Raw genomic sequence first — 18,120 nt, 5'->3', positions numbered from 1 at the left:
AGTTAATCGTCCGCGACAGCGGAAGCGGTCGGCATCTCCGGGGATGCTTCGGTCTGTTCGGACACTGGCGTCCACTCCAGATCCTCCTCGTAGTGGAAAGCACTGTGACCCTGAGTCGGGTCGACGACCGTCAGCGAGAGCCAGTCGTTGTCCAGCAGTTCGATCACCTCTTCGTGGTCGGTCAAGACGTCGGTGACGCGGTCGACCGGCGCGTGGACGACCGTCGAGAGGCGAAGCGGCTGGTGGTACGGTTCGTCGTCGGCGTTCATCAGGGACTGGAGCGGGAGCCCGGTCATCAGGTCGCCCCCGTTGCCCTGGTAGACCCCGACGTTCCCGACCGGGTTGTGGGTCACCTTCGACCCGCTCCCGTAGGCCGCGTTGTCGACCGCCGCGAAGTAGTACTGGGTGTTGATCCACTGGGTGACGATCATGGGGCCGGTCACGATCGCTTCGAGGGCGTCGCCGTCCGGGTCGGTCGTCCAGTCGTAGGAATGGAGGAACGACCGCCCGTCCAGGTCCAGCCCGTCGGTGAGTTCGCGGGGGCCGACCACGAACCCGGCGTTCCCGGCCAGTCCCCACTCGGGGCGCGTCTCCGCCCAGTCTGCGGCGCGGCGCTCGGTCTCGCGGACGGCCGAGTCGGCGTCGGCACCCATGTCGCCTGCGCGTTCGGTGGCCGCGCCGGCGCGAGCGGTTGCGAGGTCCGCACGGAGCTGTTCCACGTCGTCCTCGTGGGACGCCGGGACGTCACCGTCGTACAGTTCGATCTCGTCGGTGGTCGTGTTGTGTTCGCCGGCGACGAAGACGGTGTCCTCGGGAACGTCGATTCCGCGCTCGCGAAGTTCAGCTTTTACCGCGTCGTCGTTACAGATGGCCGCGAGCGTGCGAGCGTTCGGGCCGCCCGGGTTGCCGGCACAGGCGCCGCAGTCGAGACTCGAATCGAAGGGGTTGTTGGTGGTCTGACTCGCGTGGCCGGTGAAGACGACGACGCGGGCGAACTGCTCCCAGCCCATCAGTTCGAAGGCAGTCACGGCGTACTCGACCTTCTCGTCGAGCGTGAGCCCCTCGCGGAGGCTGTGGACCGAATCCGGGTTGTAGTCGACCGAGGGCTCACAGACCTCGTGGTCGTCGGGGACGCACCCGTCGGCGCCCTCGAGGAGATCGTACACGCGCGCCGGAAGGAGTGTGCGTGCGGTTAGCGCGGCGCCGTACCCGACGCCGGTGCTCTCGACGAAGCTGAACGCCGTCGCGGCGTTGGACTTGAGACGCTTGATGACCCTCTGCCCAGCCTCGACGGTGCGCTGCCAGCGATCGTAGGCTGCCTGTCCAGCGTCGCTTCCCTTCGCGGGACGATCCGCGATACGGTGCTGTGGGTCGAGGATCGGCGGGCAGGCGTCCACAGTCACGTCAGCGTCGTATCCGGCGTAGCGCATCGGAATGCCGAAGAACCCGGCGTAGCCGTGGGTTTCGTACTCGCCGACGGCTTCGATGTGGCGGCGGATGATCTCCGAGCGCGTATCGATACAGAAGACCAGCTGGGCGTCCGGACGGTCGGCGCTCTCGGACTCGGCCACCGACGCACTGGTCTCGGTAAGTGACTCGACCAGCTCCGAGCGGTACGTCGCTTCCCACGCGCTCAACCAGACCTCGGGGAGAGGGACCCGCTCGTCGGACCCGGTGTCGTCGGCCTCGCTGTCGAACCCCTCTGGCGGTTCGATCGGTGCGTCGAACGCCTCGGCGAGCGCCAGGCGCACCGCGAGATAGCCAGTGAGCGTGATCGGGTACGCCGACTGCCAATCGTCGCCGTCGGCCGCACGCTGTTTGAGATATCCCGTCCAGCCCGGGAGCGCCGACAGGTGGTACTCGAAGATGTCCTGCCACTCCCCGACCGGATACGCCGCGAGACGGTCGCGGATCGCGTCGACCGGCTGGTCGGGAAGATCCGCGAGTGCGCTCCCGTTCGGGACGTCACCGTCGTGTGGGGCCACGGTCCTGAACGCGTCGTAGAAGCCCTGCTCGCGGTTCGGCATCGACCACGTCGCCTCTCCCTGGTCGAGGAAGGCCGCGAGCCACTTCGTCAGTACGGCGTCCACCACGCGGTCGGTGGCCGTCGTCGTCGCGTCGGGCGTCGCTCCTGCGTCCGGAGCGTCCATCTCCGCGAGCGACGACTCGGGATCGGCCTCGTAGCCGTGCTCAGTCAGCTTGTCCGAGATGATTTCGCGGTCGATCTGGCCGGATTCGAGCGCCCGGCAGAACACGTCGGCGCTCGGATAGCCCTCGCCGCCGAGGACTCGTTCAGCGTCCGCGACGGCCTCGTGGAACGGCTGGTCTTCGTAGCCAGCCAGCGGGTTGGCCGTCACGAACGAGTGGAGCGGCCAGACGGATCCGACCGCGTCGGCTGCTGCGTCGATACTCTCGTCGATCGCGGATTCAGTACTCATTGTAGTCCTCCGTAGATGTCAGCAGGGTTTCAGACGAGGGTTGGGTCGCGTTCACCAGCGCGACGTACAGGCGGTGGCTGTGCGTGTAGACACCGCTCTCAATGGCGAGATACGCCACGACGAACGCGGCGGCGACGAGACCGTGGATCGCGGTCAGTTCAGCCGGCTGGCCGATCGCAGGCAGTCCGGCCAGAAGTCCTTCGATCAGCCTGTAGACCGCCGCGTAGACCGCGATTGCCGGTAGGGCCACCAGCGGCATCGCACCGTACCGGATCGCAGCCGGCACCGAGGCGTCCGTGACGACGTCGCGGGCGGCGTGGAGCACGGTCAGGACGACGAGCAACACGAGCAGGAGGCCGCTGCCCAGCTTGGTGCCCTTGCCGGTGAGGACGGCAAACAGGACGCCCCCTGCGAGAGCAGTGGCAGCGATCACGGCGACGCCGACGACGCCAGCAGCGCCGGTCGGCTTCGCCTTCGCCGGGCTCTCGTGTGCGACCTGGCTTCCCGACGCGAGGAACTGGTAGGCCTTGTAGAACCCGTGGAGGACGAGGTGCGTGATGGCGGCCCCGAAGAATCCGAGCCCGGCTTGCATGATCATGAAGCCCATCTGACCGACCGTCGAGCACCCGAGCGTTCCCTTGACGTCCGTCTGGACGGTCTTCAGGAGTTTCCCGCCGAGCGCGCTCGCCGCGCCGACGAGCACGACCGCGAGCATGAATCCCGACTCGACGGTGACGACCGGCGCGAAACGCACCAGGAGGATCCCACCCGCGTTGACGAAGCCAGCGTGCATCAGCGCCGAGGCCGGCGTCGGTGCCGTCATCGACGAGAGCAGCCACGTGTGGAAGGGAACGAGCGCCGACTGAATCATCGCCGCGAGCACGAGCCCACTGGCGGCGACGAGCACAGCCGTCGACGACGTCGGTCCGACAGCCGACGCGACCCCTGAGATGGTCGTCGCTCCGGTCGTCCACCACAGCGTCGCGAGCGCGACTCCCAGGAACGCACTCCCCGCGAGGAAGTACCGACGCGCGAGCGACCCTGCGGCCTGTGCCTGTGGCCACCCGTCGACATGGCCGATCAGACTAGCCATCACGAGCCCCATCACGAGCCACGCGATTCCGAACACCAGGAGGTTGTCAGCCGCGACGAGCGCCATCACGACGAGCGTGAACGCGAACACACGGCCGAAGAACTGGTCGATACTGCGACTCCCGGCCATGTAGCGCCGCGAATAGCTGTGGACGATGCCGCTGAAGAAGGTGACCGTCACCCACATCACGACCGTCAGTCCGTCGATTCGCACGAGTCCGGGGACTGCCCAGGCCTCACCGCTCCAGAGATGGGCGGTAAACGCGCCGACGCTTCCGATCCACAGCAGCCACACGAGTCGCGTCAACAGCGCCGGCAGACGCGCCTGCTCGGTCGTCGGAGTTGGAAGCTGTCCCACGGTCGTCGCCTGTTCGTCTCCTGTCATCGTTTGATCTATCTGCGACCGACCGCCGTGTCAGCGGGCCGAACCGACCCGCGACCTCGACTATCGGTCGTTGCTACCCACATCTACGAACAATACGTCTATTAAAGCTATCTATATTACCAGAGTGTTCGCAGAGTTCGTTATTATAGAACATTATGGTTGTGTGGCTCGGGCTGCGCGAGGAGATCTAACAGTTAGGAATAATGCAAGAGACTCGCGACCTGGACCGAAGTGTCTTCGGGGAGCAACGTCCTGATCCGAGACGGGTCGGTCTCACCGTCGAGCGCGACCAGATACCGATTGTCGGGGAACGAACTGTACGCCCCGTCCTGATCGTGAACGTAGCCAGCGATCGTGACCGACGGCGGGAGTACCTGCTGGAGGTACTGAACCTGGCGGCTGACGTTGTACTCGACGAGTCGATACCACACCGTCCGCAGCGGTGTGGATTCCGCGAAGAGGCCCCGCTCATCGACAGGTGACCTCCTCCGTTCGCGCGCGTCAGTATCGACCATCGGCACCCGGGACAGATCAGGCCCCGTGCCAAAGTAAAATTACCGAACTGTTCGATATATCGATTTGAAAAACCATATCGTTACCTGATCCGAGATCTTCGTATGAAGGAAATCGCTGGGACCGTTCTCGTCGGGCGGTCGTTCGAGCCGATCCGAGGTCGTGTCGTCATCGAGGACGGTCGGATCGAGGCGATCGAGGAGGCGGAGACGGCATCGACCGACGTCGTACTGCCGGCGTTCGTCAACGCCCACACGCACCTGGGAGATTCCGTCGCGAAAGAAGCGGCCGTCGGGCTCTCGCTCGACGAGGCGGTCGCACCGCCGGATAGCCTGAAACACCGGCAACTGGCGGCTGCCGATCGGTCCGATCTGGTGACGGCCATGCGTCGGACCCTTCGATACATGCAGCGAACCGGGACGATCGCCTGTTTGGATTTTCGAGAGTCCGGAACCGCCGGCGCACGCGCGCTCCGAGAAGCGGCACGGCCGGTAGACGTCGACCCGTTTATCTTCGGGAGCGGAGCCGAATCCGTCCTCGACGTCGCCGACGGGTACGGAGCGTCCGGCGCGAACGACGACGACTTCAGTGAACAGCGTGCTGCGTGCGAGGAACGGGACGCCCCCTTTGCCATCCACGCCGGCGAACCGGACGCGACCGACATTCATCCGGCGCTCGACCTGGAGCCGGAGCTGCTCGTCCACATGGTACACGCCGAACAGGAGCACCTCGACCGAGTCGCGGAGCAGTCGGTTCCAGTCGCCGTGTGTCCGCGCGCGAACACCGTTCTCGAGGTCGGAACCCCTCCGATACGGGAGCTACTCGACCACACGACGGTCGCACTCGGAACGGACAACGTGATGTTGAACTCCCCGTCGATGTTTCGCGAAATGGCGTACACGGCGAAGCGGTTCGACGTGACAGCGCGGGAAGTGCTCCGGATGGCGACGACGGCGGGTGCCGAGCTTGCCGGGCTCGACTGTGGCGTCATCGCCCCCGGCCGGCGGGCGGCGCTCACTGTTCTCGACGGTGACTCGGACAATTTGGCTGGCGCGGTCGATCCGATACGGGCAGTCGTCCGGCGCGCGACCGGACTGGACGTCAAACGAGTCGTCGTTTAGCCGTCGTTCTCGGAATCGAACTTGCCGAAGGGCGTCGTCTCGTGGCTCCGAACGAGTACCTCGTCGGCGACCGTGAGTCCCATGTCGAGGAGTTCCTGTGCCACGGGCGTGATGTCGCTGTCCGACTCGCCGACGACCGTCACGAGGAGGTTCTGTTCGCCGGTAACTAGCTCCTGGACCGAGACGACGCCGTCGATCTCCAGAATCTCGGCGATCATGTCGCCGCGTTCGGGGATCGAAGCGGTGCAATAGAGCAACATGCGGAGCGGATAGCCCGACCGTTGATAGTCGACGTTCGCGCTGTATCCTTTGATTACGTCGTCGGATTCGAGACGCTGGATGCGCTTGCGGACGGTGCTGTCCGACGTACCGGTCCGTTCCGCGATGTCTCCAGACGACATGTTCCGAGCGTCTTCCTGGAGTGCGTAGAGAACCGCCCTGTCCACGTCGTCGATCTCCTCGTCGGCCATACCAGTGTCTCCGAGACAGAGGCACTTTACCTTTTGATGTCGCTCGGGTACGCCGCCGCGTTCTCTGCGGGGGCCTGCGTACCGGACACTCGACACGCTCTGGCATATCGCGTGTTCGACCTCAGCGTACCCAGTGACACCGGATTCCCACGTTCAGGCGCTGTCTGCACTCACAGGCCGAGCGGTCGACGGAGCGCACTGCGGCACTCGATGGAGAAGAACAGCGATCAGCGAACGGGGTTACTCGTCTGCCTGGAACGTGGCTGCGAGCGCCTCGTCGAGTTCGGCGTCGGCCATCTTCTCGACGAGCGCGTCGAGCACTTCTTCGCGCATGCCAGAGACGAACTTGATCGAGCCGACGACGAGGTGGCCGCCGCCGGAGACGCCACCGCCGTCGATCTCCTCGGTGAGTTCGACGACCATCTCGGGGATGTCGAGACGGACGCCGTCCGAGCGCAGGACGGCGAAGTCCGGACCGTAACCGATCGTGATGACGGGATCGCCCGTCTCCTGGACCTTCCGGTCGTGGATCTCGCCGGTCGTCTTCCCCGGAGCGGGGTAGGTGAACCGGTGTGCGAAGTTCTCGACGTCGATCCGGTAGAGGTGCGCGCCGTTGTCGAGTTCCTCGTGTTCGACGTGGCTCATCGCGGCGTCGAGCTGTTTCTCCACGTCGCGCTCGGCGCGGGCGGCGAGGAACTCGACCAGTTCCTCGTGACGGTCCCGGTCGTCGCAGTTGACGTTCAGGACGTCGTTGATGAGCTGGCGCCCGTCGTTGTACTTGAGCCAGTGGGTGGCGTAGTCGAGCGCTTCACCGATGTCGCGCAGGTCCGCCTCGTCGTACCCTTCCTGTGCGGCGAGGTCGATGAACTCGTCCATCGCCTCGGCCTGGGACCGGTCGGACAGCCCGGCGACGGCCGGGACGTGCCTGAGTTCGTCCGTGAGCGACGGGTCGATCATCCGCGCGAGTTCGACCGAGAGCATCCCGGTCGTGATCCGGTAGTCCTCGTCGTGGAGGTACGGGTTGACGTGGTCGGTGACGAGCGGGCCGACCGCGTCGGGGTCGGGGTGGTGGTGATCGACGACGATGATCGGCACGTCGTAGTGCGCGAGGTTGCGGTAGGCCGGCGTGTCCTCTTCGGTCGACCCGTTGTCGAGCATGCAGAGCATCGGCAGTTTCTGGCCGTGGCGCTTGCGGTTCTCCAGTGCGAAGTTGAGGTCCCGCGTGACGTCCTCCATCTCGTAGAAGGGGGCCTTGCTCGGGAGGCGCTTGAGGAGGTGACGCGGGGCGTCCGGATCGTGGTGGTGCTCGGCGAGGAATCGCTCCAGGGCGAGCTGGAGCGGCACCGAGGCACAGAGGCCGTCACCGTCGGCGTGGTGGCGCATCCGGATCGGACGGCCGTCGAGGGCGGCGGCACGCAGGCGTTTGGCGACGCGTTCCAGATCTGGCCGGAGCTTCTCGAACGCCGGCCAGTCGACGAGCGGTTCGACCTCGGCGGGTTCGGCCTGCTCGTCGAGGGCGTCGTCGAGTCGCTCGCGGATGGGTTTCGCGTCCATCGGCTCGAACCGTTCGATCTCGTCGACTTCGATCTGGACCGACTCCTCTCGCCGCTCGACGCGTCCGGTCAGTCGGACCACGTCGTCGAGTTCGACGTCGGGATAGGCGCGGACCCCGGCTTCCTCGAAGGCGGCACAGGGGACGACGCCGGATTCGCCCCGAACGTGGAAGATCGTCGGGCCGCCGGTCTGTTTGATCTGTACGACGATACCGTCGAGCGTCACCGTGTCACCGACGGCGGCTTCCAGATCCGTGACGGGGACCTGGGCACCGGCGTCGACGCGTTCGGTTTCGTAGCTCGCCAGTTCCACTTCCTCGAAACTGATGTCGCCGTCCTCACGGATTTCCGCGAGTTCGACGATCAGTTCGTCGCCGACGTCGTAGTCGGCGACCAGGTTCGATTCGTGCACGAGTCCTGAAACCGAAGCCGAGAGGTCGACGAAGACGCCGTACGCAACGACGCCGTTGACCGTGGCGTGATAGCGGTTGCCTTCGGAGACGTCGTCGAGTGTACAGCCATCGGCGAGGTCGTAAACGACAGGCTCCCCGTCGGCGGATAGGTCCGCCCCGTCGTCGGGAGTCGGCGTTGGAGACATGTAGCCGTGCTTCGACACTCGCCGGTTTCAAGCTTTGGAAACCGTCTTCTTGGAGGCGGCACGCGGGTTCCGGAACCCTTAGAAGGCAACCGCACCGAGAATAAGCTATGCGGCTGTTTCGGTCGGGTGAAATCCTCGGGATCGCCGAGGCGGCCCTCGACTTCGCCCGCGAAGCTGCGGAGGGTGCACACCCCAACGAGTACATGGGACTCCTCCGCGGCGAGGACGCACAGAAACTCGGCCTCGAACGAGACGGGACGGTCATCACCGACGTGCTCGTCATTCCGGGCACCGAGTCCAATCCCGTCAGCGCGACGGTCAAAACGAGCATGATTCCGAACGACATGCGTGCGGCCGGGTCGATCCATTCTCACCCGAACGGCGCCCTCAGACCGAGCGACGCCGATCTCCAGACGTTCCACAAGGGCAACGTCCACATCATCATGGGCGCCCCCTACGGGCCGACGGACTGGCGGGCGTTCGACCAGGACGGCGATCCCCGCGACCTGGACGTGCTGGACGTCGAACTCCCCGATGAGGAGTTCTTCGATTTCACGCAGGCAGACATCGACGCGGAACTACGAGACGATCTATGACGCCATCGCCATCGGACACATCGACGACAGTCGTCGCACAGGGCACCTTCGACATCCTCCATCCGGGCCACGTCCACTACCTCTCGGACGCGGCGTCGATGGGCACGGAACTCCACGTCATCATCGCCCGCCGCGAGAACGTCACCCACAAGGAACCGCCAGTGCTCTCGAACGAGCAACGGCGGGACATGGTCGCGGCGCTGGAAGTCGTCGACGAGGCGCGGATCGGCCATCCCGAGGACATCTTCGTCCCCATCCGCGACATCGAACCGGACGTCATCGCCCTCGGCTACGACCAGCATCACGAGGAAGACTCCATCGCCGAGGCCCTCGACGAACGGGGCATCGACTGTGAGGTCCGTCGCGCGTCCGGTCGCGAACCGAACCACGACGACGAGTTGCTCTCGACCGGCGACATCATCGACCGGGTCTGCGACCAGCGCTGTTGACCGCGCGCCTCAGTGCTCGTAGTCGACGAACCTGACTCGAACGGCGACGGTCCGCCCAGTTTTCTCGCGAATGGCGCGCTCGAGCACCGACGGTAACTCCGAGAACTCGCGGTCGGACGTGCGGCTGATCGTGACCGTAATCACGGGCTCTTGCTGGACGAACACCGGGGACGTGTACTCCATCGTCAGCCCTGCAGACTGGAGGCTCTCGTACTGTCCGTCGTCCAGCGTGTTCGAGACAGCGACGTTGACCTGCTGTTCGAACACGGCCTGCTGTGTGAACCCACCGAGGACGACCAGGGAGATGAACGCAGCGAGCAGGAGCGTCGTCCCGACGACGACCCGGGCTTTCGTCGACTCCGGGACGAACGAGCCGTCGCTGTTCTGTTCGTCCGGTCTGTAACCGAGATACAGCAACGCGGCGAACGCGCCGACGTTGACGGCCACGACGGTGACAACGAGCAAGAGTAGGGACCCCACCGTGACGAGGACGTTCTGCCAGGCGAGGGCGATCCCGGTCGTCGCCGCCGTCGGGATGAGGGCAGCCGCGATCATCACTCCCACGAGACTCACGCGACCCTTCGTGGCGATACTGAACGCGCCCGCCGCGCCGGCAGCGAGCCCGACGGCCGCCGACAGGACTCCGGGGGAGACGCGGAGTGCGACGAGTTCCAGCGTTTCGATCGCCAGCGTGGGCGGCACGATTTGCAATCCACGGACGAGCATGCTCACGACGACGGCGCCGAGGATAGCTACCCCTAATCCGAGCGCCTGCATGTGGAGGCTCTGGACGACCATCCGACGGTCATTGCGGACCGCGCCGACGCTCGCGGTCAGCATCGGGCCGACAAGCGGGGCGATGACCATCGACCCGACGATGATCGCCGGCGACCCGAGCAACAGTCCCGCGGTGGCGACGATCGTACTCAGAAACATCAGCCAGACGTACGACCGGGTGTTCAGCCGGATGTCCTTGGCCTTCGACCGGAGGGTTCGCGGAGCGATCTTGTTCGAGGTGTTCGCCCAGTGGTCCTGGACGGAGTCGAGCCCCTCGACTTCGGCGAACTCCGCGCTGAGCGAGACGGTGAACTGATCCTCCTCGAACCCGGTCTCCCGGAGATCTTCGAGCACGTGCTCGACGGCGTCCGCCGGCAGGACGAACGAGACCAGCGACCGGTCGGACTGCTCGCCCGCGCCCGCCGTGATGGTGTAGCCGAGATTGTTGTCACGAAGCACGTCGAGGACGGCGTCGCGCGTGTCGTCGGAGACTGAGATCTGCACGAGCCGCATGGGATCGGTACGCCGAGGCGGCGGAAAAGGATTGGTCCGCCCGCTTGCGGTTTTCACCCACATACGACCGGAACACAGGCAGATCGGTGTCGATCCCAGCGGCGTCCGAACCGCTCACTCGTCGGCGCGCGTCCGCCGGAGGGAGTCATCGTCGACGTAGTAGACGTACGTCTGCGTGAACCAGTCGGCGTGGACGTCAGTGGCCGTCTGCGTTCCGGCTGTCGGACCGCGGGTGTTCGAATAGCCGGTACAGCTCACGATCGCCTCGTACCCGTCGCCGGCGGGGCCGACCTCGTTCACGGAACAGTCCAGCGTCACGTTCGTGTGCTCGTTGACCCACAGCGAGTTGTACACGTAGCGGTACTCGTGGGTCTTCGCGAACTCGCGGACGCGCTCGGTCGTGAGGGTCGCTGGCCGGTCGGGTTGTGACTTCGGTCCCTCGGGCCACTCGACGGTCGCGTTCTCGTCGGGCGTCGGTTCGTCGGTCGTCGTCGACGGCGACTCCGTCGCGGTCGGAACGGCTGTCTCGGTGTCCGTGGGCGTCTGGCCGGGGCCACCCACACAGCCAGCGACCAGCATCGCGGCGACGAGCAAGAGCGGAAGCGCGCGCTGGATCATCCTACTCGATTGCTGTCCAGCCAGGGATATACGCCTTGGTGAGAGTAAAAGAGCGGTGTGAGTCTACAGGTAGCCGTTCTCGGCGAGTCGGTCGACGCCTTCCTTGAGGCGCTCTTTGCTCGCCGCGTAAGAGAGCCGGGCGTAACCGGGCGTCCCGAACGCGCTGCCCGGAACCGTGGCGACGTGGGCGTCCTCGATGGCGCCCTCACACCAGGCCTGGTCGTCGTCGTCGACCGGGAGCATCATGTAGAACGCGCCGTCGCCGACCGGCACGTCGACGCCGTGCTCGGCGAACAGGTCCGCGAGCATGTCGCGCCGTTCCTCGAACGCGTCGCGCATCTCGACGACGGACTCCTCGGTGTTCTCCAGTGCTTCGACGCCCGCGTGCTGGACGAAGTTGACGGCACACGAGACGGAGTGGCTGTGCAGTTTGCCCGCCTGGGAGATCAGTTCCTCGGGGCCGGCGAAGTAGCCCAGCCGCCAGCCGGTCATCGCGTAGGCCTTCGAGAAGCCGTTGACCGTGATCGTGCGGTCGCCCATCTCGTCGAGCGTGCCCAGACTCGTGTGCTCGACGCCGTAGGTGATCTCCTTGTAGATCTCGTCGGAGATCACGGTGATGTCGTGCTCGACGGCGAGGTCGCGGACGCCTTCGAGGGCGGCGTCGGAGTAGACGGCTCCAGTGGGGTTCGACGGGGAGTTGACGACGAGCAGTTCGGTGTCGTCAGAGACCGCGTCGGCGAGTTCGTCCAGCGCGGGCTCGAGCTGGAAGTCGTGGGGCGAGAGGTCGACCCGGGACAGCGAGCCGCCGGCCATCTTGACCATCGCCTCGTAGGAGACCCACGCGGGGTCCAGCAGGCAGACCTCGTCGCCGTCGTCGATGAGCGACATGAAGATCTCGAAGAGGGACTGCTTCCCACCGGGGGTGACGATGACGTTGTCGGCCTCGTAGTCCAGGCCGTCGTCCTGCAGTTTGTTCGCGATGGCCTCTCGGAGTTGTGGGATGCCGTTCGAGGACGTGTAGCCGGTGTGGCCGGCGTCCATCGCGTCCTTCCCAGCCTGTTTGACGTTCTCGGGGGTATCGAAGTCCGGTTCGCCGACCGAGAGGTCCACGACGTCGACGCCGTCGGCCTCCAGTTCGGACGCCAGGTTGCTGATCGCGAGAGTTGCGCTCGGTTCGACTCGTCGTACGCGGGATGCAAAGTCCATGCTCATGCTAGTGACTCCACGAGGTCGACGGCTCCTTCCAGTGCGCTCGCGCCGTAGCCGGTGCGAGCGTGGGCCTCGTCCATGCTCATGCCGGGGCCAGTGACGCCCAGCGTGACGGGGGTGTCTCGGTCGAGGCTCACCTCGGTCAGGCCCTGGGCCATCGCGTTGCCGATGATCTCGTCGTGGTCGGTGTCACCCGACTTGATGGCGCCGATGACCGTGACTGCGTCGATGTCGTCCCGACGAGCCAGCCGATCCGCTGCCAGCGGTGCGTCGTACGCACCGGGGACGTGCGTGGTCTCGACGACCTCCGCGTCCAGTTCCTCGGCGGCTTCCAAGGCCGTCCGCTCCATTTCCTCGGTGACGTCGCGATTGAACCTCGCGACCACCAGTCCGAGCCGTACCATATGGCGGGGATAGCAACGGGGACCTAAAGAAATACCGTTCGGCACCGACGGGCATCCGGAACCAGAAGAATCCTAACCCCCGGGAGCATGACGACTCACAATGGCAACGGTCGAGGACGACGACTCGCCCTCCACGACTGATAGTAGCCACCAGTCCGAGACCGGCTTTCTCACCAGATACGGCGTCGACCGCCTGACCCTCGCGGTCGGCGCCGTCGTGGCGTTCGCTCTCCTCATCCGCCTGTTCGCCCTCGGCGAGCGCACCGCCCACTGGGACGAAGCCCGCGTCGGCTGGTGGATTCTCGACTACATGCAAACCGGCGACATGTACTATCGCCCGATCATCCACGGTCCCTTCTACCACCACGTCAACGCGCTCGTGTTCGATCTGTTCGGCGTTTCGGACGCGAACATGCGCCTGGTCGTGGCGCTGCTGGGTGGCCTGACGCCGCTGGCAGCCCTCGGTCTCCGCGAGCGGCTCCGCGACGTGGAAGTCGGGGCGCTGGCGCTGCTGCTCGCCGTCAACCCGCTCTTGCTGTACTACTCCCGGTTCATGCGCGGGGACCCCCTCGTCGCCTTCTTCATGCTGTTCGCGTTCGTGCTGTTCGTCCGCCTCATCGACACCGGCCGGCGGCGATACCTCTTTGCGGGCGTCGCCTGCGTCGCGCTCGCGACCACCGCCAAAGAGAACGTGCTCATCTACCTGGTGACCTGGCTGGGCGCGACAGTGCTTTTGCTCGACCACCGACTCCTCTACGCGACCGAACAAGACCAGAAGTGGTCGACGCTGCTGTGGGAGTACGTCAAAACGACCGCCTATAAGCTCTGGCACTGGCTGCCGTCCCTGCTGTTCGCGATCCTCGAATTCGTGGCTATCATCGTGTACTTCTACGCGCCGCGCGGGGACCTGGAGGGGACGGATCTCGAGGGAACGGCGACGTTCGGCGACGCGCTGAACGATCCCACGCTGTTTCCCGCCGTCATCGAGGAAGCGGTCGTCGGTTCCTGGAAGCGGTTCTTCGGCCTCTGGGTCAACGGCGGCCACCAGGACCACTCCTACCTCCCGTATCTTGGCGACCTCCTCGAAACGCTGGGATACGGCGCGCTGGCGCTGTGCCTGCTCGCCGTGCTGGGATTCGTCGTCGACCGGTACGCAGAGGACGGGCCGCGAGACGTCGTCGCGTTCAGTTTTTACGCGGGCTTCGTCTCCGTGCTCGGCTACCCGATCATCACGGACATCCAAGCACCGTGGGCGGGAATGCACGCCGTCGTCCCGCTGGCGATCCCCGCCGCCGTCGGGGTGGCGGTGATCGTTCGCTGGGGCCGGTCGGCACTCGCCCGTGACGACTCACTGTCCGTCGGACTCAGCGCAATGCTGTTGCTGGTCATCGTCGGCTTCGTCGCCTTCTCCGCGGGCCAGTGGGTGTACATGCAACCCCAGTCCGACGAGAACAAGCTCGTCCAGTACGCACAGCCCGCCGGCAACCTCCAGCCGTCGCTCGACCGGATGGCCGCCGCGTCGGATCGGCACGACAACGGGACCGACGTGCTGTTGTACGGGTCGTTCTTCGTGGACGGAGCCGAAGAGGCCGATAGGCAACCCGCGTGCGCGAAGTGGTTCAACTCGCTCCCCTTACCCTGGTACTTCGAGAAGCAGAACTCGACGGTGAGCTGTGCCGACGACTCGGCCGAGTTGAGCGAGTACGAGTCGGACCCGCCGCCGGTCATCATCACGCGGCAGTCCGAGAAAGACACGGTCCGCCAGGAGTTCCCGGACTACTGGCTCGCGACCTACGAACTGCGCTCCTACGGGACGGAGACCGTCTTCCTGTTCCACCCGGACTACGCCACGGAACCCAACGCGACCGGGTAGCTCGGGCGCAGTTGGACGGGGAGCGACCCGCTGTAACAACGCTTAAGCAGGTCGCTCGGGAAGCGGCGCCCAATGACACTCACCTCGCCAGGACCGACGCTGGGTGTGGTCGGTGGCGGCCAACTCGGCCGGATGCTCGCTGAAGCCGCCGGGCCGCTGGGCGTCGAACTCGTCGTCTCGGACCCGACGCCGGACGCACCGGCCGCACCGGTCGTCCGCGACCAGGTCGTCGGAGACTTCGACGACCACGACGCGCTCCACGAACTCGGCGAACGCGCCGACTACCTCACCTACGAGATCGAACTGGCCGACCCGGACCTCCTCGAAGCGGTCAGCGAGGAGACCGGCGTGCCGGTCCACCCGGCACCCGACACGCTCCGACTCATCGAAGACAAACTGGTCCAGAAAGAACGGCTTCAGGACGCGGGCGTCCCTGTTCCGGCGTTCCGACAGGTCGATACCGAGGACGAACTTCGGGACGCGCTCGACGAGCTGGGCTATCCCGCGATGCTGAAAGCCCGGACCGGCGGGTACGACGGCCGCGGGAACATCCTCGTCGAGTCGCCCGACGACGTCGCGGCGGCGTTTGACGAGATCGCGGGCCCGGCGATGGTCGAGGAGTTCCTCGACTTCGAGCGCGAACTCGCCGTCATGGGCTGTCGCGGCGCCCACGAGACGACGACGTTCCCCGTGACCGAGACGATCCACGAGGAAGAGATCCTCCGCGAAACAGTCTCGCCCGCACGCGCGAGTGAAGTGGTCCGGAAAGACGCCCGAGACGTCGCGACCGACGTCCTCGACGTGATGGAGGGCCGGGGCGTCTTCGGGATCGAACTGTTCGACACCGGCGAGGAGATCCTGCTCAACGAGATCGCACCGCGGCCCCACAACTCCGGCCACTGGACCATCGAGGGCTGTCACACCTCCCAGTTCGAACAGCACGTCCGCGCCGTGACCGGCCGTCCGCTCGGGTCGACAGAGCGCCGAGCGCCGACCGTCTCGGCCAACATCCTCGGCGACGTTGCCGAGCGTCAGGACGCAACGCTCACCGGCGAAGAGTCGGTGTTCAAGACCCCGCAGGCACACCTCCACTGGTACGGAAAGAAAGAGGTCTACGAGCTCCGAAAGATGGGCCACGTGACCCTGACCGGTGACGCCGACGACGACCCAACGGAACTGCTCGAATCGGTACGCGAACTGCGCGACGGACTCACCTTCCAGTCATGACCACCGCAGAGAACGTTCAGTCACTCATCGACGACCTCGAAGCACAGGCACAGCAGGACACCCCCGACGAGGCGACGCCCGAGATCGGCATCATCATGGGGTCCGACTCGGACCTCGACGTGATGGCCGGGTCCGAAGCGGGCCGCCCCGGCGCGTACGACGTTCTGACGGAGGAACTCGGCTTCGAGGAACAGACCGACTACGACGACCCCCCCGAGTCGCGGTTCACGTTCGAGACGTTCGTCGTCTCGGCCCACCGCACCCCAGGACTGATGTACACCTACGCGGAGACGGCTGCAGACCGCGGACTGGACGTCATCATCGCTGGCGCGGGTGGAAAATCCGCCGACCTGCCGAACATGACCGCCTCGATCGCCTACCCGCTCCCGGTCATCGGGGTCCCGGTCCAGGAGAAGTCGCTCCCGTCGGTCATCGGGATGCCCCAGGGAGCCCCAATCGTGGCCGTCGACGCCGGCAAGTCGTTCAACGCCGCGCTGTCGGCCGTCCAGATACTCGCCCGCCAGCACGAGGACCTCCGCGACCGTCTCGTCTCCTATCACGAGGGGCTCCAGGACGGCGTCGGCGACGTCTCGCGTGACCTGCACGAACTCGGCACGCCCGAGTTCAAATCGCAGCGGGACTGAGCCTCCCGGAACCACGCTGTTCTGGAACGACCAGCCCTTTCAGTAACCGCTACGGGTAGCCGAAAGTATAAGCACATTTTCTAAAACCCCACACATAACAGAACACTGTGACACTCAGTTATAATATGGTGAACATATGTTGACACACAATAGCATTTTATGACCAATAGACAAACTAGCTGGCATGGGACGATTAGCAACCCGGCAGACTGTCGGCGTCCTGTTGATGAGTCTGTTGCTGGTACTGGCAGGCTGTAACACCGGCGGACAGTCACCCACCACGGACGCGCCCACAGACGCACCCGCGGAAGGGGACGGGGGTGGGTCAGATCCAGGGGAGATCGGACTCTCGACCTACGAGTTCACTGACGGTGAGTCGTACACCTACGACAGCTCGTTGTTCGGATCGACGGCGACGGAGACGTGGACAGTCGTCGCAGTGGACGGTGACGACGTGACAGTCGAGGTCACCTCCAGCAACGGAGACACGACCAAGAACACGACGATCACGGGAACGCACAGCGAGATCGTGCGAAAAGCGGGTCGTGACGAGGTGGCTGGGATGTTCGTCTACGCACGCGCGCCGCTCGCGATCGCTGGGATGGGCGACGGGTCCGGTCAGAACTTCACCGTCGACGGCAACGAACTCCCGACGAACAGTTCGGTGGCTGGCCGAACTGCGACGGTCGCACCGCAGGGAGAAACAACCGTGAACGGCATTCAGTGTACCGAGTACGTCGTCGTCCCCGAAGACTCCCAGCAGCAACTCCGGACCTGCGTCAACGAGGACTATCCCTTCGCCGTCTCGATGCGCGGTTCGCAGGCCGGACAAACCTTCCTGACGATGGAACTCGTCGATTCGAACCGGCCGTAGCGTTCCGTCGGGTGCGCGCCGATGCGTCGCCTCCGTCGAGCGTAGTCCCGACGCTTCCACTGGATCGAGCCGTGACGGGAGCCAGAAAGACCAGCTTACGAAGCAGCGATCGTCAGTTGGCAGACGAGTGCATACGGCGTTACTACGGCTCGTAGCATCCTCTGTACCCGGTTCCCGGCAGGTAGATGCGGGTAGGGTATGCGAAGTCGAGGTCGGGGAACACCGGTGACCGCTCGCCCGAGGAAGTAACGAGCGGGGCCAAATCCGGAAGAATGAACCCTTATATGGCCCCGTTCCTAACCCGCAAAACGATAGGTGCACACGGATGAGCAATCCATGGATAGCCATCGGGGCGCTGGCGCTGGTTGGTGTACTCATCCCACTTGGGATGATGGCGATTTCAAAGCTTCTCCGGCCAAGCGTGCCCGAGCAAGGGAAACTCACCACCTACGAGAGCGGTGAAATTCCGACGGGTGACACCCGCATACGGTTCAACATCCAGTACTACATGGTCGCGCTCCTGTTCGTTGTCTTCGACATCGAGACCGTCCTCATCTTCCCCTGGACGGTCATTTACCGGAGCGCACTGGAGAGCGGCGTCGGGCTGGACAAGGCCCTGGCGCCGATGCTGGTGTTCATCGGCGTACTCGTCATCGGTCTCGGGTGGGCTTGGCGCAACGGCGCAGTCAAATGGGTCCGCTCCCCGCGGGCTGCGAGTGAACGGAGGACAAACCAATGAGCAGTAACGACACGACAAACGACTCAC

The 18,120-nt window shown here is 65.2% G+C and carries 17 protein-coding genes; 8 read left to right on the top strand and 9 right to left on the bottom strand.

Annotated elements, in window-relative coordinates:
• Positions 1-2: 2 nt before the first annotated feature.
• From ACFR9U_RS09790 to ACFR9U_RS09780, 3 genes are all read right to left on the bottom strand, one after another.
• The gene (locus ACFR9U_RS09790) at positions 3-2,438 is read right to left on the bottom strand and encodes a DUF2309 domain-containing protein (RefSeq protein ID WP_247374124.1); all 2,436 of its coding nucleotides are present in this window, start codon (positions 2,436-2,438) and stop codon (positions 3-5) included.
• A complete protein-coding gene (locus ACFR9U_RS09785; RefSeq protein ID WP_247374127.1) occupies positions 2,428-3,915 on the bottom strand; it encodes a proton-conducting transporter transmembrane domain-containing protein in 1,488 nt (495 codons plus the stop codon). The genes ACFR9U_RS09790 and ACFR9U_RS09785 overlap by 11 nt, the downstream gene beginning before the upstream one ends.
• Before the next feature lie 194 nt (positions 3,916-4,109).
• The gene (locus ACFR9U_RS09780) at positions 4,110-4,430 is read right to left on the bottom strand and encodes a hypothetical protein (protein ID WP_247374130.1); all 321 of its coding nucleotides are present in this window, start codon (positions 4,428-4,430) and stop codon (positions 4,110-4,112) included.
• Positions 4,431-4,532: 102 nt separating this feature from the next.
• Here ACFR9U_RS09780 and ACFR9U_RS09775 point away from each other — a divergent pair, with 102 nt between their 5' ends.
• Positions 4,533-5,549, top strand: coding sequence for an amidohydrolase family protein (locus tag ACFR9U_RS09775; RefSeq protein WP_247374141.1), 1,017 nt, complete (start codon positions 4,533-4,535; stop codon positions 5,547-5,549).
• Here the strand turns inward: ACFR9U_RS09775 and ACFR9U_RS09770 are convergent.
• Positions 5,546-6,019 carry an Lrp/AsnC family transcriptional regulator gene (locus tag ACFR9U_RS09770; protein WP_247374143.1) on the bottom strand — a complete coding sequence of 158 codons (474 nt, stop codon included), beginning with the start codon at positions 6,017-6,019 and terminating at the stop codon, positions 5,546-5,548. The genes ACFR9U_RS09775 and ACFR9U_RS09770 overlap by 4 nt on opposite strands.
• A 240-nt stretch (positions 6,020-6,259) precedes the next feature.
• Positions 6,260-8,170, bottom strand: a complete 1,911-nt coding sequence (locus ACFR9U_RS09765) for a DHH family phosphoesterase (RefSeq protein WP_247374155.1) — start codon at positions 8,168-8,170, stop codon at positions 6,260-6,262.
• Between the two features lie 107 nt (positions 8,171-8,277).
• Here ACFR9U_RS09765 and ACFR9U_RS09760 point away from each other — a divergent pair, with 107 nt between their 5' ends.
• A complete protein-coding gene (locus ACFR9U_RS09760) occupies positions 8,278-8,766 on the top strand; it encodes a Mov34/MPN/PAD-1 family protein (RefSeq protein ID WP_247374178.1) in 489 nt (162 codons plus the stop codon).
• Positions 8,763-9,215, top strand: coding sequence for an FAD synthase family protein (locus ACFR9U_RS09755; protein WP_247374180.1), 453 nt, complete (start codon positions 8,763-8,765; stop codon positions 9,213-9,215). The genes ACFR9U_RS09760 and ACFR9U_RS09755 overlap by 4 nt, the downstream gene beginning before the upstream one ends.
• Positions 9,216-9,224: 9 nt before the next feature.
• Here the strand turns inward: ACFR9U_RS09755 and ACFR9U_RS09750 are convergent, their stop codons facing one another.
• From ACFR9U_RS09750 to ribH, 4 genes are all read right to left on the bottom strand, one after another.
• Entirely contained in the window at positions 9,225-10,505 is a 1,281-nt protein-coding gene (locus ACFR9U_RS09750) for a TIGR00341 family protein (protein WP_247374182.1), read from the bottom strand.
• Positions 10,506-10,619: 114 nt separating this feature from the next.
• On the bottom strand, positions 10,620-11,123 hold the full coding sequence (locus tag ACFR9U_RS09745; RefSeq protein WP_247374185.1) for a hypothetical protein: 504 nt from the start codon (positions 11,121-11,123) through the stop codon (positions 10,620-10,622).
• A gap of 63 nt (positions 11,124-11,186) precedes the next feature.
• A complete protein-coding gene (locus ACFR9U_RS09740; protein WP_345893344.1) occupies positions 11,187-12,335 on the bottom strand; it encodes a pyridoxal phosphate-dependent aminotransferase in 1,149 nt (382 codons plus the stop codon).
• Positions 12,332-12,736 carry a 6,7-dimethyl-8-ribityllumazine synthase gene (ribH, locus tag ACFR9U_RS09735; protein WP_247374198.1) on the bottom strand — a complete coding sequence of 135 codons (405 nt, stop codon included), beginning with the start codon at positions 12,734-12,736 and terminating at the stop codon, positions 12,332-12,334. Before ribH ends, ACFR9U_RS09740 begins: the two co-directional genes overlap by 4 nt.
• A 100-nt stretch (positions 12,737-12,836) precedes the next feature.
• Here ribH and ACFR9U_RS09730 point away from each other — a divergent pair, with 100 nt between their 5' ends.
• From ACFR9U_RS09730 to ACFR9U_RS09710, 5 genes are all read left to right on the top strand, one after another.
• Positions 12,837-14,609, top strand: a complete 1,773-nt coding sequence (locus ACFR9U_RS09730; RefSeq protein WP_247374200.1) for a flippase activity-associated protein Agl23 — start codon at positions 12,837-12,839, stop codon at positions 14,607-14,609.
• Positions 14,610-14,681: 72 nt separating this feature from the next.
• Positions 14,682-15,836: a 5-(carboxyamino)imidazole ribonucleotide synthase gene (locus tag ACFR9U_RS09725; protein WP_247374202.1), complete on the top strand. Its 1,155-nt coding sequence runs from the start codon at positions 14,682-14,684 to the stop codon at positions 15,834-15,836.
• Positions 15,833-16,480, top strand: coding sequence for an AIR carboxylase family protein (locus ACFR9U_RS09720; protein WP_247374211.1), 648 nt, complete (start codon positions 15,833-15,835; stop codon positions 16,478-16,480). The genes ACFR9U_RS09725 and ACFR9U_RS09720 overlap by 4 nt, the downstream gene beginning before the upstream one ends.
• Positions 16,481-16,664: 184 nt before the next feature.
• Positions 16,665-17,354 carry a hypothetical protein gene (locus tag ACFR9U_RS09715; protein WP_247374213.1) on the top strand — a complete coding sequence of 230 codons (690 nt, stop codon included), beginning with the start codon at positions 16,665-16,667 and terminating at the stop codon, positions 17,352-17,354.
• 325 nt (positions 17,355-17,679) lie between these two features.
• Entirely contained in the window at positions 17,680-18,093 is a 414-nt protein-coding gene (locus ACFR9U_RS09710) for an NADH-quinone oxidoreductase subunit A (RefSeq protein ID WP_247374216.1), read from the top strand.
• Positions 18,094-18,120 lie beyond the last annotated feature (27 nt).

Origin of the sequence: Halorientalis brevis (assembly GCF_042678165.1) — an archaeon.
GTDB lineage: Archaea > Halobacteriota > Halobacteria > Halobacteriales > Haloarculaceae > Halorientalis > Halorientalis brevis.
This window is presented reverse-complemented; position numbering and strand designations above follow the sequence as displayed.

What these genes read in the sequence shown, in the direction of transcription:
- ACFR9U_RS09730 (WP_247374200.1), top strand. Translation starts at nt 12,837, where the DNA reads ATGGCAACGGTCGAGGACGACGACTCGCCCTCCACGACTGATAGTAGC.
- ACFR9U_RS09750 (WP_247374182.1), bottom strand. Translation starts at nt 10,505, where the DNA reads ATGCGGCTCGTGCAGATCTCAGTCTCCGACGACACGCGCGACGCCGTC.
- ACFR9U_RS09760 (WP_247374178.1), top strand. Translation starts at nt 8,278, where the DNA reads ATGCGGCTGTTTCGGTCGGGTGAAATCCTCGGGATCGCCGAGGCGGCC.
- ACFR9U_RS09720 (WP_247374211.1), top strand. Translation starts at nt 15,833, where the DNA reads ATGACCACCGCAGAGAACGTTCAGTCACTCATCGACGACCTCGAAGCA.
- ACFR9U_RS09790 (WP_247374124.1), bottom strand. Translation starts at nt 2,438, where the DNA reads ATGAGTACTGAATCCGCGATCGACGAGAGTATCGACGCAGCAGCCGAC.
- ACFR9U_RS09755 (WP_247374180.1), top strand. Translation starts at nt 8,763, where the DNA reads ATGACGCCATCGCCATCGGACACATCGACGACAGTCGTCGCACAGGGC.
- ACFR9U_RS09745 (WP_247374185.1), bottom strand. Translation starts at nt 11,123, where the DNA reads ATGATCCAGCGCGCGCTTCCGCTCTTGCTCGTCGCCGCGATGCTGGTC.
- ACFR9U_RS09710 (WP_247374216.1), top strand. Translation starts at nt 17,680, where the DNA reads ATGAGCAATCCATGGATAGCCATCGGGGCGCTGGCGCTGGTTGGTGTA.
- ribH (WP_247374198.1), bottom strand. Translation starts at nt 12,736, where the DNA reads ATGGTACGGCTCGGACTGGTGGTCGCGAGGTTCAATCGCGACGTCACC.
- ACFR9U_RS09780 (WP_247374130.1), bottom strand. Translation starts at nt 4,430, where the DNA reads ATGGTCGATACTGACGCGCGCGAACGGAGGAGGTCACCTGTCGATGAG.
- ACFR9U_RS09715 (WP_247374213.1), top strand. Translation starts at nt 16,665, where the DNA reads ATGGGACGATTAGCAACCCGGCAGACTGTCGGCGTCCTGTTGATGAGT.
- ACFR9U_RS09725 (WP_247374202.1), top strand. Translation starts at nt 14,682, where the DNA reads ATGACACTCACCTCGCCAGGACCGACGCTGGGTGTGGTCGGTGGCGGC.
- ACFR9U_RS09740 (WP_345893344.1), bottom strand. Translation starts at nt 12,335, where the DNA reads ATGAGCATGGACTTTGCATCCCGCGTACGACGAGTCGAACCGAGCGCA.
- ACFR9U_RS09770 (WP_247374143.1), bottom strand. Translation starts at nt 6,019, where the DNA reads ATGGCCGACGAGGAGATCGACGACGTGGACAGGGCGGTTCTCTACGCA.
- ACFR9U_RS09785 (WP_247374127.1), bottom strand. Translation starts at nt 3,915, where the DNA reads ATGACAGGAGACGAACAGGCGACGACCGTGGGACAGCTTCCAACTCCG.
- ACFR9U_RS09765 (WP_247374155.1), bottom strand. Translation starts at nt 8,170, where the DNA reads ATGTCTCCAACGCCGACTCCCGACGACGGGGCGGACCTATCCGCCGAC.
- ACFR9U_RS09775 (WP_247374141.1), top strand. Translation starts at nt 4,533, where the DNA reads ATGAAGGAAATCGCTGGGACCGTTCTCGTCGGGCGGTCGTTCGAGCCG.